The 16,430-nt window shown below is 70.2% G+C and carries 12 protein-coding genes; 10 read left to right on the top strand and 2 right to left on the bottom strand.

All coding sequences use genetic code 11. The annotated features are described in order from the left end of the window. The first annotated feature begins 47 nt into the window (after positions 1-47). From ACXKZB_RS14515 to ACXKZB_RS14560, 10 genes are all read left to right on the top strand, one after another. A complete protein-coding gene (locus ACXKZB_RS14515; protein WP_488823591.1) occupies positions 48-1,133 on the top strand; it encodes a LacI family DNA-binding transcriptional regulator in 1,086 nt (361 codons plus the stop codon). A 295-nt stretch (positions 1,134-1,428) separates the two neighbouring features. Beyond that, positions 1,429-2,778 carry an ABC transporter substrate-binding protein gene (locus ACXKZB_RS14520; protein ID WP_488823592.1) on the top strand — a complete coding sequence of 450 codons (1,350 nt, stop codon included), beginning with the start codon at positions 1,429-1,431 and terminating at the stop codon, positions 2,776-2,778. A 4-nt stretch (positions 2,779-2,782) separates the two neighbouring features. Then, the gene (locus ACXKZB_RS14525) at positions 2,783-3,718 is read left to right on the top strand and encodes a carbohydrate ABC transporter permease (RefSeq protein WP_488823593.1); all 936 of its coding nucleotides are present in this window, start codon (positions 2,783-2,785) and stop codon (positions 3,716-3,718) included. 5 nt (positions 3,719-3,723) lie between these two features. Continuing rightward, the gene (locus ACXKZB_RS14530) at positions 3,724-4,596 is read left to right on the top strand and encodes a carbohydrate ABC transporter permease (protein WP_488825911.1); all 873 of its coding nucleotides are present in this window, start codon (positions 3,724-3,726) and stop codon (positions 4,594-4,596) included. Positions 4,597-4,650: 54 nt separating this feature from the next. Further along, the gene (locus ACXKZB_RS14535; protein WP_488823594.1) at positions 4,651-6,957 is read left to right on the top strand and encodes a family 78 glycoside hydrolase catalytic domain; all 2,307 of its coding nucleotides are present in this window, start codon (positions 4,651-4,653) and stop codon (positions 6,955-6,957) included. A 174-nt stretch (positions 6,958-7,131) separates the two neighbouring features. Further along, positions 7,132-8,304 carry an L-rhamnose isomerase gene (gene rhaI, locus ACXKZB_RS14540; RefSeq protein ID WP_488823595.1) on the top strand — a complete coding sequence of 391 codons (1,173 nt, stop codon included), beginning with the start codon at positions 7,132-7,134 and terminating at the stop codon, positions 8,302-8,304. A 4-nt stretch (positions 8,305-8,308) separates the two neighbouring features. Next, positions 8,309-10,393: a bifunctional aldolase/short-chain dehydrogenase gene (locus tag ACXKZB_RS14545; RefSeq protein WP_488823596.1), complete on the top strand. Its 2,085-nt coding sequence runs from the start codon at positions 8,309-8,311 to the stop codon at positions 10,391-10,393. A gap of 4 nt (positions 10,394-10,397) precedes the next feature. Further along, positions 10,398-11,873, top strand: a complete 1,476-nt coding sequence (locus ACXKZB_RS14550; RefSeq protein WP_488823597.1) for a rhamnulokinase — start codon at positions 10,398-10,400, stop codon at positions 11,871-11,873. A gap of 128 nt (positions 11,874-12,001) precedes the next feature. Beyond that, positions 12,002-13,195: an alpha-hydroxy acid oxidase gene (locus tag ACXKZB_RS14555; RefSeq protein ID WP_488825913.1), complete on the top strand. Its 1,194-nt coding sequence runs from the start codon at positions 12,002-12,004 to the stop codon at positions 13,193-13,195. A gap of 284 nt (positions 13,196-13,479) precedes the next feature. Next, positions 13,480-14,469: a glycoside hydrolase family 16 protein gene (locus tag ACXKZB_RS14560; protein ID WP_488823598.1), complete on the top strand. Its 990-nt coding sequence runs from the start codon at positions 13,480-13,482 to the stop codon at positions 14,467-14,469. Positions 14,470-14,566: 97 nt separating this feature from the next. On the opposite strand, the gene ACXKZB_RS14565 is transcribed toward ACXKZB_RS14560, so the two are convergent. Both ACXKZB_RS14565 and ACXKZB_RS14570 read right to left on the bottom strand, forming a co-directional pair. Continuing rightward, positions 14,567-15,700, bottom strand: coding sequence for a sensor histidine kinase (locus ACXKZB_RS14565; RefSeq protein WP_488823599.1), 1,134 nt, complete (start codon positions 15,698-15,700; stop codon positions 14,567-14,569). After that, positions 15,697-16,392: a response regulator transcription factor gene (locus ACXKZB_RS14570; RefSeq protein WP_488823600.1), complete on the bottom strand. Its 696-nt coding sequence runs from the start codon at positions 16,390-16,392 to the stop codon at positions 15,697-15,699. Before ACXKZB_RS14570 ends, ACXKZB_RS14565 begins: the two co-directional genes overlap by 4 nt. Positions 16,393-16,430: the final 38 nt, after the last annotated feature.

A 16,430-nucleotide genomic window follows, 5' to 3' on the forward strand; every position in this document is an offset into this window, starting at 1 on the left:
CCGGGCCCCAGCGCGGAGCGACCGCCGCTGCGGCCTACGATCGGAGCATGGTGCATGTCCCCAGGCGTGACGGCCCGCCGAGCGTGCACCACGTCGCCGCTCGCGCGGGCGTCTCGCTCGCGACGGTCTCGAACGTCCTGAACCACCCCGAGCGGGTGGCCGACTCCACCGCCGCTCGCGTGCACGACGCGATCGCCGAACTCGGGTACACGCCGAACCGCAACGCCCGGGTGCTCGCATCCGGCAGCAGCCGTTCGATCGGGCTCGTCGTGATGTCGCTCCGGAACTCGCTGTTCAGCGACATGGTGAACGGGGCGCAGCTCGCGGCGCGGAAGCGGGGGTTCACGCTCCTGATCGCGAGCAGCGAGGACGACCTGCAGGCGCAGGGCGAACACCTCGCGTACCTCGAGAGCGCGCGGGTGTCCGGCATCCTGCTCGCCTCGATGACCGAGTCGCGCGACCAGGTCGAACTCACCCGCCGGCACGGTCGTCCAGTCGTCTACGTCAACTTCGCGCCGACGACGGTCGATGCCTGCTCCGTCGTCGTCGACAACGAACAGGCGGGGTTCCTCGCCGCCGAGCACCTGATCGCCCGCGGGTGCCGACGCATCGGCTTCGTGAGCGCCCGCGCCGAGCTGCAGCCGGTCGCACTCCGCCGCGCCGGCGTACTCCGGGCGATCGCGGGCCACCCCGGGGTGGAACTCGTCGACATCGACGCCGGTGACATCGACCCACCCGGCGGCACGCACGCCGGGTCCCGGATCGCGGCGATGCCCGCGGACGAACGGCCCGACGGCGTCCTGGGCGTCACGGACCTGCTCGCGATGGCGGTCGTCTCGGAGCTCCGAGCTGCCGGCATCCGCGTGCCGGAGGACATCCCCGTGTCGGGGTGCGACCACAACTCGGTGGCGTGGGGCGGCGCCGTGCCGCTGACCTCGGTGACGATGCACGGTGCGGAGATGGGCGCGGCGGCCGTCGAGCTCCTGCTCGAGGAGCTCACCGACCCGATGCACGTCCACCGCGCCGTCGTGCTCGGCAGTGAGCTCGTCCCCCGCGAGAGCACGCTCGGCCGCGCCGGTGCAGCAGCCGCGCGCACGGCGACACCGAGCGACCCCCGCCGCACCGAGGCCTGAGCGCCCGGAAGCGACAGTCCCGCCGCTCGGGACACCGTCTGGCCCGGCAACGCGACAGATCCACGCGAACAGTTCGCGGCACGGTGTCGCTTTCGCGGATGGACGGGGTGGGTTGCGGTGCGTGGCGTGCGCGTTCCCGTAACGAAATCGGCGCAGCGATTGACACGCTTCAATCGACGTGGTTCCATCCTGATTGAAACGTTCTAAACAGCAGCAACCGGAGCCCACGACGACGCGGGATCCGGGTCCGTTTCACCCGGGGTACCCCGCCCCGGGCCTTACGAGGAGGTAAGGAATGTCAGCTCGTTCCCTGACCACGAGGACGCTCGCCAAGCGCGCCGTCGTCAAACGTCTCGTCGCCATCGGCGGCGCGACGGTCCTGATCGGCGGGCTCGCGGCGTGTTCGTCCGGCGGCTCCGCCGACGAAGGCGGCGGCAAGGTCCAGATCACCTACCAGGCCGACAACTCGCCCGCGACGGCCGCCACCGCGAAGCCGCTCATCGAGGCGTTCGAGAAGGCCAACCCCGACATCACCGTCAAGTTCGACACCCGACCGCAGGGCACCGACGGCGACAACCTGGTGAAGACCCAGCTGTCGACCGGCGAGATGGCCGACGTCTTCAACTACAACTCCGGTTCGCTCATGCAGGCCCTCAACCCGGACAACACCCTGGTGGACCTGTCCGACGAGAGCTGGACGAAGGACGTCGACGAGCAGTTCACCAAGGTCGTCAGCACCGACAAGGGCCTCTACGGTGCGCCGTTCGGCACGAGCTTCGGCGGCGGCGTCATGTACAACAAGAAGGTCTACGCCGACCTCGGACTCAGCGTCCCCACGACCTGGGACGAGTTCATCAGCAACAGCGAGAAGATCAAGGACGCCGGCAAGGTCGCCCCGATCATCCAGACGTACGGCGACACCTGGACCAGCCAGCTGTTCGTGCTCGGCGACTTCGCGAACATCACGGCACAGGACGAGGACTGGGCGGACAACTACACCGCCAACAAGGAGTCCTACGCCGACGAGCCCGCTCTCGCCGGCTTCGACCACCTGGCCGAGGGCAAGGACAAGGACCTCTACAACGAGGACTACGCCTCGGCCACGCAGGCGAACGGTCTGAAGATGCTCGCCGACGGCACCGGGGCGCAGTACCCGATGCTGACGAACGCGATCTCGGCCCTGCAGCAGGACAACCCGGACGCGGTCGACGACATCGGTGCGTTCGCGCTGCCGGCCGAGGACGCCGACGACACGAACCTGACCATCTGGGAGCCGAACGGCCTGTACATCCCGAAGACGAGCGAGGGTGACCAGCTCGCCGCCGCGAAGAAGTTCATCGCCTTCGCGAACTCGGCCGACGGCTGCAAGGTGCAGAACGACACCGGCACCCCCGGTGGCCCGTACGTCATCTCGACCTGCTCACTGCCGGACGACGTGCCCCCGATGATCGACGACCTGCAGAAGTACCTCGACGACGGCAAGGCGAGCCCGGCGCTCGAGTTCCTGTCGCCGATCAAGGGCCCGAACCTCGAGAAGATCTGCGTGCAGGTCGGCTCCGGCATCACGAACGCCGCCAAGGGTGCTGACCAGTACGACGACGACGTCGTCCAGCAGGCGCAGCAGCTCGGCATCAAGGGCTGGTGACACGGTGACCGCGACCCTCACGACGGCACTCGAGCCGGCGAAGACCCGAGCGGGCTCCGGCGGGGCCGGACCCGCGCGCAAGCGGATGCGCTCGTTCTACCCCGCGTGGTTCTTCATCCCCGCGATCGCGCTGTACGTCGTGTTCTTCGCGGTCCCCACCTTCGCCGGGTTCTACTTCTCCCTCACCCGCTGGACGCTGTTCGACCAGACCTTCATCGGGTTCGACAACTTCGTCCGCTTCTTCCAGGACCCGCAGCTCGTCTCCGGGTTCGTGCACACGTTCCAGTACGGCTTCGTGACGAGCGCGGCGAAGGTGGTCATCGGACTCGCCCTCGCCCTGCTCCTCACGTCGCCCGTGCTGGGGCGCGGCTACCTGCGGGCGGTCGTGTTCTTCCCGGTGCTCGTGTCGACGATCGGCATCGGCATCACGTTCAAGGCGCTGATGGACCCGTTCCACGGGATCATCAACGGCGTGCTCGGTTCGGTCGGCCTCCCCACTCCGGGGTGGCTGACCGACCCGGCCCTCGCCCTGTGGAGCGTCGCCGCGGTGGACGTCTGGAAGGGCGTCGGCATCGCGACGCTCATCTTCATCGCCGGCATCGTGGCGATCCCGCAGGAGTACTTCGAGGCCGCACGGGTCGACGGCGCGAGCGCGTGGTCGATCTTCCGGAACATCACGCTGCCACTGTCGCGTCCCGCGATGGGCACCGTCATCATCCTGTCGCTGATCGGCGGGCTGCGGTCCTTCGACCTGATCTGGGCGATGACCGGCGGAGGACCAGGGTTCACCAGTGACGTCATCGCGAGCGTCATCTACAAGCAGTACCAGGCCGGTTTCTACGGCCTGTCGACCGCCGGCAACGTGGTCCTGTTCGTGGTCGTCACGGCGATCATGGTGCCGATCTCGTGGCTCCTGAACCGCAAGGAGGCGGACCTGTGACCGCCATCGTCAACCAGCGGCTGACCCCGGCCGCTCCCCGCGGACGCCACCCCGGGCGCGCTCGCCGGTGGATCATCGGCACGATCGCCATCGTCGTGAGCTTCGTGGTCTTCCTGGTGCCGTTCGTCTTCGTCCTGCTGCAGGCCGCGAAGAACCCGGCCGAGGCGAACCAGCTCGGCTTCAGTCTGCCGACCGAGTGGCAGCTCTGGCAGAACCTGCAGGCCGTGTTCGGCTCCGGCGACGGCGTGATCGTCCGCGCGTTCCTGAACAGCGCGGTCCTGACCGTCGGCAGCGTCGCCGTGATGGTCGTGTTCTCCGCGATGGTCGGCTACGTGCTGCAACGCCGTCCGAGCAAGTGGAACGGCGTGATCAACTTCTTCGTCCTGGCGGGCCTGATCGTGCCGCCGGCGATCGTGCCGACGATCTGGGTGCTGCAGGGGCTGAACCTGTTCAAGACCATGGGCGGGATGATCCTCATCGAGGCGACCTTCGGCCTGTCGTTCTGCATCCTGCTGTTCCGGGCGTTCGTCGCGACGATCCCGAAGGAGCTCGACGAGGCAGCCGTCCTCGACGGTGCCGGCCCGGTCCGGCTGTTCTTCGGTGTCGTGCTGCCGCTGCTCAAGCCGGTGATCATCACGGTCGTGCTCGTGCAGTCCGTCACGGTGTTCAACGACTTCACGAACCCGCTGTACTTCCTGCCGGGGTCCGAGAACGCCACGGTGCAGCAGACGCTCTACGCGTTCCAGAGCCAGTCGGTCAGCCAGCTCAACCTGCTGTTCACCGACGTCCTGCTCATCACGATCCCGCCGCTCATCCTGTACGTCTTCTTCAACCGCCAGATCGTCGCCGGCATGACCAGCGGCGCCGTCAAGGGCTGACCACACGACCCCGCACCGGTCGACGACGACCGGTCGCGTGAAAGGACACACCACATGACCGCCTGGACAGCTCCGTTCATCACGAGCGACGCCGACCTCGGGAGCGCACCGATCCTGCGCCGGGAGTTCACCCTCGACGACGGCCACGGCGCCGTCACCGGGGCGACCCTCGACGTCAGCGCCCTCGGCGTCGTCGAGGCGTGGCTCGGTGGCGAACGCGTCTCCGACCACCTGCTCGAACCGGGGTGGACGAGCTACGAGTGGCGCATCCGCGTCGTCTCGCACGACGTCACGGCCCACCTCACCGACACGGCCGCCGGCAGCGCCGCAGTGCTCGCGCTCGTGCTCGGCAAGGGCTGGGCCGCCGGTCGGCTCGCGTGGGGTGGTGGCGGCGGCTGGTACGCCGACGAGCCCGCCGGGTTCGCCGAACTCCGCATCACCTTCGCCGACGGCCACGAACAGCTCGTCGCCACCGACACCGACTGGCAGGCCCTGTCCAGCGCGATCACCGCCGACCAGCTCTACGACGGCGAGGACATCGACGCCCGGCTGCGCGACGGGTCGTTCCTGACGGCCGGCGAGGTCACGACACCGAGCGTCGACGGACACGGAGGACGGACGAGCACCGTGCGCACCGTCGACATCGGCGAGCGCGAACTCGTCGCCGACACCGTGCCGCCGGTCCGGCCGCTCGCCGAGATCGCCCCCGTCGACGTCTGGACGAGCCCGTCCGGCGCGACGCTGATCGACTTCGGCGTGAACCTGGTCGGCTGGCTCCGCGTGGTCGCCTCGGGTCCCGCCGGCACGGTGCTGACCCTCAAGCACGCCGAGGTGCTCGAACACGACGAGCTCGGCACCCGCCCGCTGCGCACCGCGAAGGCGACGGACCACTTCACCCTGAGCGGCGGCGAGGACCGCTTCGAGCCCCGCTTCACCTTCCACGGCTTCCGGTACGCCCAGGTCGACGGGTGGACCGGCACGCTCGACGAACTCCGCACAGCGGTCACCGCGGTGCAGGTCGGCTCCGACCTGACCCGCACGGGCACGTTCGCGTCCAGCCACGAACTACTCAACACGTTCCACGACAACGTCGTCCGCGGCATGCAGGGCAACTTCCTGAGCGTCCCGACCGACTGCCCGCAGCGCGACGAGCGCCTCGGGTGGACGGGCGACATCGCGGCGTTCGCACCGACGGCGTCGTACCTGTTCGACACCCGCGCGTTCCTGGGCGACTGGCTGCGCGACGTGTGGCTCGAGCAGCAGCACGCCGACGGTGTCATCCCGTTCGTGGTGCCGGACGTGCTGAAGTACTCCCCCGCCGAGGACTTCGGCACCCCGGACGCCACCGCCATCTGGTCGGACGCCGGCGTGTGGGTGCCGTGGACCCTGTACCAGGCGTACGGCGACACCGCCGTGCTCGAGGAGCAGCTCGACTCGATGACGGCGCACCTCCGCCGGGTCAAGGGCCACCTGTCACCCGAGGGGCTGTGGGACACCGTCTTCCAGTTCGGCGACTGGCTCGACCCGGACGCCCCGCCGGAGGACGCCGCCAAGGCGAAGGCCGACCCGGGCGTCGTCGCGACGGCGTGCGCGTACCGCAGCGCGACCCTGGTGGCGCAGGCGGCGCGGTTGACGGGGCACGAGGCGGAGGCGCGGGAAGCCGAGGAGCTCGCCACGGGCCTCCAGGCCGCGTTCCGGCAGCACTACGTGACCGACGGCCGCATCCGGAGCGACTGCACCACCGTCTACGCGCTCGCGATCGTGTTCGGCATCCTCGACGAGGACGACGAACGCCGGGCGGGCGACCGCCTGGCGGAGCTGGCCGAGCAGTCCGGGTACCGGATCTCGACGGGCTTCGCGGGCACGCCGTTCATCACCGACGCGCTGACGCAGACCGGGCACCTCGACGACGCGTACCGGCTGCTGCTGCAGACGGAGTGCCCGTCGTGGTTGTACCCGGTGACGATGGGTGCGACGACGGTGTGGGAACGCTGGGACTCGATGCTGCCGGACGGCACCATCAACCCGGGTGAGATGACGTCGTTCAACCACTACGCGCTCGGGGCCGTGGCGGACTGGATGCACCGGGTGGTGGGCGGTCTGTCGGCGCTCGAGCCGGGGTACTCCTCCGTGTTGATCGCGCCGCAGCCGGGCGGTGGGCTGACGTGGGCGTCGACCTCGCTCGACTCGGTGCACGGGCACATCGCGGTGCGGTGGGAGCTCGTCGACGGTGAGCTCCTGGTGCGGGCCGAGGTGCCCGAGGGGGTCACTGCGGTGGTGCGCCTGCCTGGTGCTGCGGAGCAGCGGCTCGGCGGCGGGACGCACGAGCTGCGCGCGCCGGCTGCGGTCCCCGCGGCGTAGGGGGCTGCCGGAACCAGGTTCCGGACACAGCACCGTGGAAGTGCGTGGTGCGGTGTCCGGAACCTGGTTCCTCACACCGCCCCGCCACGCCCGCACACACCCCACACGGTTGCGGCACAACGCAGCAACCCATACTGTATGAAACGATTCAATCGCACACGAGGAAGTGACACGATGACATCGACCCCGACCTTCACCGGCATCGCCGACCAGCTCGCACGACAGCAGATCGAGCTGCCCAGCTGGGCCTTCGGCAACTCCGGCACCCGCTTCAAGGTGTTCAGCACGCCCGGCACTCCGCGCGACCCCTACGAGAAGATCGCCGACGCCGCCAAGGTGCACGAGTACACGGGCCTCGCACCGACCGTTGCACTGCACATCCCCTGGGACCTCGTCGACGACTTCAGCGACCTCAAGCGCCACGCGGAAGAGCACGGCGTCGCGCTCGGGACGATCAACTCGAACACGTTCCAGGACGACGACTACAAGTTCGGTGCACTCACCCACACGGACGCGAGCATCCGGCAGAAGGCGATCGACCACCACCTGCGCTGCATCGACGTGATGGACGCCACCGGCAGCCGCGACCTGAAGATCTGGCTCGCCGAGGGGTCGAACTACCCCGGCCAGGCCGACATGCGTGAACGCCAGGACCGCCTGCACGAGTCGCTCAGCACGATCTACGACCGCCTCGGTGCGGACCAGCGGCTGGTGCTCGAGTACAAGTTCTTCGAGCCGTCGTTCTACCACACCGACGTGCCGGACTGGGGCACGAGCTACGTGCAGACGTCGGCGCTCGGCGACAAGGCGATGGTCTGCCTCGACACCGGCCACCACGCTCCCGGCACGAACATCGAGTTCATCGTGATGCAGCTCCTGCGCCTCGGCAAGCTCGGCAGCTTCGACTTCAACTCGCGCTTCTACGCCGACGACGACCTGATCGTGGGTGCCGCTGATCCGTTCCAGCTGTTCCGCATCCTGGTCGAGGTCATCCGCGGCGGCGGCTACGACAACCCCGACGTCGCGTTCATGCTCGACCAGTGCCACAACATCGAGGACAAGATCCCCGGGCAGATCCGCTCCGTGCTCAACGTGCAGGAGATGACGGCCCGGGCGCTGCTCCTCGACCGCGTCGCCGTGACGGCCGCGCAGGAGGCGCACGACGTCCTCGGCGCGAACGAGGTCTTCATGGACGCGTACCAGACCGACGTCCGGGCAGACCTCGCGGCCTGGCGCGAGTCCCGCGGCCTGCCGGCGAACCCGATGCGCGCGTACCTGGAGTCGGGCTACCAGCAGTCGATCGCCGAGGACCGCGTCGGCGGCGTCCAGGCCGGCTGGGGCGCGTAGACACATGACACACACACTGGAGGCACGGGTGGACCCCGCAACGCAGCGCACCGATGCAGACGAGACGATCAGGGCCCTCATCGCGCGTTCGAACGCGCTCGGCTCGGATCCGCGGATCACGAACTACGCGGGCGGCAACACCTCGGCGAAGGGCACCGCGACCGACCCGGTGACCGGCGAACCGGTCGAGCTGCTCTGGGTGAAGGGCTCCGGGGGCGACCTCGGCACCCTCACCCCGGCCGGCCTCGCAGTCCTGCGCGTCGACCGCGTCCGTGCGCTCCAGGCGGTCTACCCCGGCGTCGAGCGCGAGGACGAGATGGTCGCCGCGTTCGACTACACGCTGCACGGCAAGGGTGGTGCCGCCCCGTCCATCGACACGGCGATGCACGCCCTGGTCGACGCCGCGCACGTCGACCACCTGCACCCGGACGCCGGCATCGCGATCGCCACGGCGGCGGACGGTCCGGCCCTGACGGCGACGATCTTCGGCGACACGGTGGTGTGGGTGCCGTGGCGCCGCCCGGGGTTCCAGCTCGGGCTCGACATCGCCGCGATCAAGCGGGACAACCCCCAGGCGATCGGCACGATCCTCGGCGGCCACGGCATCACGGCGTGGGGCGAGACGAGCGAGGAGGCCGAGGCGAACTCGCGCTGGATCATCGACACCGCCGAGCAGTACATCGCGGAGCACGGGAAGGCCGACCCGTTCGGAGAGCCCCGAGCAGGCTTCGAGGCGCTGCCGACCGACGAACGCCACGCACGCGCCGCCGCCCTCGCCCCGACCATCCGGGGGATCGCCGGCCACGACAAGCCGGTGGTGGGTCACTTCACCGACAGCGACGTCGTCCTCGACTTCCTGGCGGCCTCGCGCGCCGAGGAGCTCGCCGCGCTCGGCACCAGCTGCCCGGACCACTTCCTGCGCACCAAGGTCAAGCCGCTCCTCCTCGACCTGCCGGCCACGGCCACCGTCGAGGAGCAGAGCGCCCGCCTGCACGAACTCCACGAGCAGTACCGCGCGGACTACCAGGCGTACTACGACCGCCACGCCGACGCGACGAGCCCCGCCATCCGCGGTGCCGACCCGCTCATCGTGCTGGTCCCCGGCGTCGGGATGTTCTCGTACGGCAAGGACGCCCAGACCGCCCGCGTCGCCGGTGAGTTCTACGTCAACGCGATCAACGTCATGCGCGGCGCCGAGTCACTCAGCACCTACGCCCCCATCGACGAGGCCGAGAAGTTCCGGATCGAGTACTGGGCCCTCGAAGAGGCGAAGCTGCAGCGCATGCCCGCCCCCAAGAAGCTCGCCACCCGCATCGCCCTGGTCACCGGCGCCGCGAGCGGCATCGGCAAGGCGATCGCGAAGCGCCTGGCCGCCGAGGGCGCCGCGGTCGTCATCGCCGACCTCGACCTGGCGAAGGCGCAGGCATCCGCCGCCGAGATCGGGAACACCGACCAGGCGATCGGCGTCGCGGCGAACGTCACCGACGCCGCCGCGATCGACCAGGCGGTCCAGCAGACACTCCTGCACTTCGGCGGCCTCGACCTCGTCGTCAACAACGCGGGGCTGTCGCTCAGCAAGAGCCTGCTCGACACCACCGAACAGGACTGGGACCTGCAGCACGACGTCATGGCGAAGGGCTCGTTCCTGGTGTCCAAGGCGGCGGCGAAGGTCCTCATCGAGCAGGGCCTCGGCGGCGACATCGTCTACATCTCGTCGAAGAACTCGGTGTTCGCCGGCCCGAACAACATCGCCTACTCGGCGACGAAGGCCGATCAGGCGCACCAGGTCCGGTTGTTGGCAGCGGAGCTCGGTGAGCACGGCGTCCGCGTCAACGGGATCAACCCCGACGGCGTCGTCCGCGGCTCGGGGATCTTCGCGAGCGGCTGGGGTGCGAACCGCGCGAAGACCTACGGCATCGAGGAACAGGACCTCGGCGCGTTCTACGCCCAGCGCACGATCCTCAAGCGCGAGGTCGTTCCCGAGAACGTCGCGAACGCCGTCTACGCCATCTGCACGGACGACTTCTCGCACACGACCGGACTGCACGTGCCCGTCGACGCCGGCGTCGCCGCGGCGTTCCTGAGGTAGTCACATGACGAACAGCGGCACCGTCGCCGCCGTCGACCTCGGCGCGACGAGCGGCCGGGTGATCCTCGGGCACATCGACACCACCGGTGTCCGGATGGAGCACGTCGCCCGGTTCCCGAACGGTCCCGTCACCCTGCACGAGCACGATCGCGAGGCCCTGCACTGGGACGTCGTGGAGCTGTACCGGCAGGTGACCGACGGCCTCCGTCAGGCGTTCGCCGCGCACCCCGAGATCGTCAGCATCGGCATCGACTCGTGGGCAGTCGACTACGGGCTGCTCCGCGACGGTCGGCTGCTCGGACTGCCCTCCCACTACCGCGACGAGCGGCACGAGGGCGGCGTCGAGGCAGTGCACGAGCGGCTCGACGCAGCCGAGCTGTACGCCCGGAGCGGTCTGCAGCACCTGCCCTTCAACACGGTGTTCCAGTTCGCCGCCGACCCGTCCCTGCAGCTCGCGCAGCGCGCGCTGCTCATCCCCGACCTGCTCGGCTACTGGCTCACCGGTGTCGAGGCGGCCGAGCGCACCAACGCGTCGACGACCGGGGCACTGAACGCGACCACCCGCGGGTGGGATCCGGCGCTGCGGGCTGCTGCGGGCCTCCCGGCCGGCCTCCTGCCCACCCTGCGCGACCCAGGGGACCGACTCGGGCCCCTGCTGCCCGTCGTCGCCGACCTGGTCGGCGGCACCGCGCCCGTCACGCTCGTCGGCTCGCACGACACCGCGTCGGCCGTCGTCGCGGTCCCCGCGACCGATCCGGACTTCGCGTACATCTCGTCGGGCACCTGGTCACTCGTCGGCGTCGAGCTCGACGCACCCGTCCTGTCGGACGCGGCGCGCGACGCGAACTGCACCAACGAGGGCGGGGTCGACGGCCGCGTCCGCTTCCTCAAGAACGTGTCCGGACTGTGGTTGCTGTCCGAGAGCGTCCGGACCTGGGAGCGTGGTGGCGCTTCGCTCGACCTGGAGGCCCTGCTCGCCTCCGCCGCGGCCGTCACCGCCCCGGTCCCCGTCTTCGACCCCGCGGACGAGTCGTTCACGGCCCCTGGCGACATGCCCGCGCGCATCGCCGCGTGGTGCGGCGCGCACGGGCTGAGCGCGCCCGCTTCGCGGGCCGAGTTCGTGCGGTCGATCCTCGAGTCGCTGGCCGCCGCGTACGCGGAGACACTCGCGACGATCAGCACCATCACGGGCAAAGACGTCCGACAGGTGCACATCGTCGGCGGCGGATCGCAGAACCGGCTGCTCTGCCAGCTGACGGCCGACCGCACCGGGTTGCCCGTCCTGGCCGGGCCCGTCGAGGCGACAGCGCTCGGCAACATCCTCGTGCAGGCGCGGGCCGCCGGACTCGGTGGCCTGGGTGGCGCGTCGCTCGAGGCCCTGCGCGCGACGATCGCCCGCACCGTCGAGCCCGTCCGGTACACCCCTCGGGCCGATCACACCTCCCCACAATCCACTCCGAGACGTAGGATGTCTGTATGACCTCGATCGACGACCAGCACCGAGTCGACCCCGCGACCGGGGCTCCGGCAGCGACCCCCGGGGCACCGTCGACCCGGCGGACACCGATCAAGCGGCAGCTGCCGACGGTGCGTGACCTCGCGCCGCTCATGCAGTTCAAGAAGCCCTCACTGCCGGGCCGGCGACAGCGGCTCGAGTCGGCGCTGACGATCTGGGACCTGCGCGACATCGCCGCCCGCCGCACGCCGAAGGCCGCGTTCGACTACACCGAGGGCGCCGCTGAGGCCGAGATCTCCCTCGCCCGTGCCCGCCAGGCGTTCGAGGACATCGAGTTCACCCCCGCGATCCTGCGCGACGTCTCGAAGGTCGACACGTCCCGATCGGTGCTCGGTGCGCCCGTCGCGTACCCGTTCGGCATCGCCCCCACCGGGTTCACGCGCATGATGCAGACCGAGGGCGAGCGTGCCGGCGCCCGGGCAGCCGGACGCGCGGGCATCCCGTTCTCGCTCTCCACCATGGGCACCACCGCCATCGAGGACGTCCGCGACGCCAACCCGAACGGCCGCAACTGGTTCCAGCTGTACATGTGGAAGGACCGCGAGAAGTCGATGGCGCTGGTCTCCCGTGCCGAGAAGGCCGGGTTCGACACGCTGCTCGTCACCGTGGACGTGCCCGTCGCTGGCGCGCGCCTGCGGGACAAGCGCAACGGCTTCTCGATCCCGCCGCAGCTGAGCGCCCGGACCGTGCTGAACGCCATCCCGCGACCGTGGTGGTGGTTCGACTTCCTGACCACCGAGCCGCTGGCCTTCGCGTCGCTCGACCGGTGGTCCGGCACCGTCGGGGAGCTCCTCGACCACATGTTCGACCCCACCGTCACCTACGAGGACCTCGCCTGGATCCGCGACCAGTGGAAGGGCAAGGTCGTCGTCAAGGGCGTGCAGTCCCTGGCGGACGCGAAGCGCTTGGCCGAGATGGGCGTCGACGGGATCACGCTGTCGAACCACGGCGGTCGCCAGCTCGACCGGGCACCCGTGCCGTTCCACCTGCTGCCCTCCGTGGTCAAGGAGGTCGGCATGGACACCGAGGTGCACCTCGACACCGGCATCATGTCCGGCGCGGACATCGTCGCCGCCGTGGCGCTCGGTGCGAAGTTCACCATGGTCGGCCGGGCGTACCTGTACGGGCTGATGGCGGGCGGCGAGGCCGGCGTCGACCGGATGATCCAGATCCTGTCGGAGCAGATCGAGCGGACGATGCGGCTACTCGGGGTCACGTCGCTCGACGAGCTCGAGCCCGGGCACGTGACGCAGCTGCAGCGGTTGCAGCCGGTACCGCGCGGCTGAGGCTGCGGGCTGCGGGCTGCCCGCCGTTCACCGCGCGTTCGACTGCCGATTCGGGCGATTACCCCCGAACGGGGCACAAATGATGCAAGATGTCCGTGGACGCGTCACCGAACCCCTCGGCATCCTGCCCCCTGGCGCGCCGTCCCCTCCCCGCATCCTGCGCCCGAGCACCACGAGGAGCCCGACATCTCGACCCGAAGCACGTGCACGCCCATGCGCGGCACGACCCCCGCGACCACCACGCCCATCACCTCCATCACCTCCATCACCGAACGGCACACCCGATGAGCCGCCGTCGCGCGATCCTGGCGGCAGCGACCGCCGGTTGCCTGGCGCTCGGAGTTCCCACCGCCTCCGCCGCCTCCGCTGACAGCTGGTGGGGTTGGGGCGGACACCGCCACGGGCAGCACGCCCCGGTGACGCCCACCCCCACCCCCTCGGACACCGCGACCCCGGCCCCGTCGGACGACGAGGAGTCGGACACGACGCCGACGGAGACGCCCGCGCCGACCGCCGAGGCCGCGCCGATCGAGGACACCACCCCGACCGCAGAGCCCGAGGCAGCAGTTCCGTCGGACGAGCCTTCGTCCGACGGAGCGGCCGAGGGCTCGGCTGAACCGCAGGACGAGGTCGCCGAGACTCCTGACGCAGCCGCCGCGCCGGACGCCTCGTTCGTCGAGGACTTCACCACCGACGCCGTGACCGGCCTCGTCTCGCGGCTCTACCCGCAGTCGTGGCAGCCCTACCCCGACGGCACCTCCGGCATCTACGCGCCGAGCAAGACCGTCTCGGTGCACGACGGCGTGATGGACGTCGCCCTCGGCACCGGCGCCGGAGCAGCCGGCACGTTCGGCTCCTCCGCCGGAGCCTGGGACCACGTCGGCGGCTCGTTCTCCGTCCGCGCCAAGGCGACCGGTGGCGACGGCAACGGCGCGGCGTTCATGCTGTGGCCGACGTCGGGCACCTGGTCCGACGGCGAGATCGACTTCCCCGAGGGCAACTTCGAGGACAGCCCCTCCGCCTTCCACCACTCGATGACCCCGGGCAAGGAAGCCGACCGCGTGCAGATCGGTACCGGCGTCTCGTGGCGCGACTGGCACACCTACACGGTGGACTGGGTGCCCGGAGAGTCGGTCACCTACAGCGTCGACGGCAAGGTCCTCGACACGATCACCCACGACGTGCCGACGACCCCGCACCGCTTCATGTTCCAGGTCGGCAACTGGGGCGACCAGGGCAACCTGCTCATCGACTGGGTGTCCACCACGGAGTAGCACCCGACCCCCTGCCGGGAGGACCAGCCCCCGGCCGTCGACCGCTGAGCGGTGCCGGACACTCGGTCCGGCACCGCTCGCGGTCATCGCCGAGTCGTCACCGGTCGTCAGAGCGCCCGACGACACCACCTTGCTGCGGCTGACGGTCAACGGACTCGAACTCGGCGACCACGTGGAGGCCGCCGCCACGTCGTGCCCGGACCCTCAGGGCACCGCGGTGCGACGAGACGATCGCGTCGACGATGGCGAGTCCGAGGCCCGCGCCCGAGCCGTGGTCGTAGCGCCGCCCGCGGCCACGCTGGAACGGTTCGGTCAGGGTCGCGACGACGTCGTCGGCGATCACCGGGCCGGAGTTCTCGACCTCGATCGTGGCGGTCCCCTTCGTCGTCCCGATCCGCACCACGACCCAGCCGTCCTCGTCCCGCCCGAGGTTGTGGACGATCGCGTTCTGCACCAGGTTGGTGAGCAGTTGCTGCAGCAGCGTCGTGGAGCCCTGCACCCGCGCGGTGGCGATGCTGTGGTCCAGTCGGATGCCCCTCTCGGCAGCACGGGCCAGGGAGTCCTCGATCGTCTGCTCTGCCAGGAGGGACAGGTCGGCGACCTCGTCGTCGGGGACGTGTGCTCCGGAACGGGCCAGCAGCAGGAGTGACTCCGTCAAGGCGACTGCACGGTCGTTCACGGCCAGGAGCCGCTCGAAGGTCTCGGCCGGTGCCCGGTCCGGCGTGCGCGCGGCGACTTCGAGGAGCGCGCGGGTGGTGGCGAGCGGCGTGCGGAGTTCGTGCGAGGCGTTCGCGGCGAACCGTTGCTGCTCGGCGACCTGTTCGGCGAGGCGATCGACCATGCCGTCGAAGGAGTCCGCGAGGGTCCTGAACTCGTCGCGGCCGCCGGCGAGGTCGACGCGGTGGTCCAGCGAACCGGCCGAGATGGCCTGCGTCGCCGCCGTCAGGTGGGTGAGCGGTGCGAGCATCCGCCCGGCGAGGTACCACCCGCCGAGGAGGCCGCTGGCGAGGAGGGCGACGAGCATCGCCGCGGCGGGTGGCACGAAGGCGCGGACCAGGTCGCTCCGGTTCGGGACGTGCCCGGTCTCGTCTGCGATGTTGCCGACGGGGACGTACCGGAGCAGGAACAGCCAGACGACGGCGAGGATGAGCACCCCGACGACGAGGACCACCGCCGCGTAACTCACCGCCAGGCGGAGACGCACGCTCGTGCCCGGGCGTCGGTCCTTCACGGCTGCGTCTCCGCGGCAGGACCGTCGGGGCCCGCCACCGTGATGCGGTACCCGACACCGGGCACCGTGCTGATCACCCACGGCTCGCCGAGACGGCGCCGGAGCGCGGACATCGTGATGCGGACGGCGTTCGTGAACGGGTCGGCGTGTTCGTCCCATGCGCGCTCCAGGAGTTCTTCGGCGCTCACGACCCCGCCTGCGGCCTGCACCAGCACCTCGAGCACGGCGAACTGCTTCCGGGTGAGGGCGACGTACTGCCCGTTGCGGAACACCTCACGGCGGAACGGATCCAGTCTGATCCCCGCGAGCTCCAGGACCGGCGGGCGTCGCTGCGGTCGACGGCGATCGAGCGCTCGGATCCGCATCACCAGCTCACGGAGCTCGAACGGCTTGGTGAGGTAGTCGTCGGCACCCGCGGCGAAGCCCGAGGCCTTGTCGTCCAACCGGCTCGCCGCCGTCAACATGAGCACCGGGGTGCCGGACGCGCTGGTGAGCACCTGTGCCGCCACCTCGTCACCGGACGGTCCCGGCACGTCGCGGTCGAGGACCGCGACGTCGTACGCGTTGACCGCGAGGAGCTCGAGAGCGGCATCCCCGTCCAGCGCGATGTCCGCAGCGATGGCCTCGAGCCGGAGGCCGTCCCGGATCGCCTCGGCCAGCAGGGGTTCGTCCTCGAGGATCATCACGCGCACGGACCGATGCTAGGCGGCGGAACGTGTCGTCAGCGTAT

The organism is Curtobacterium sp. ABR8 (assembly GCF_057812125.1).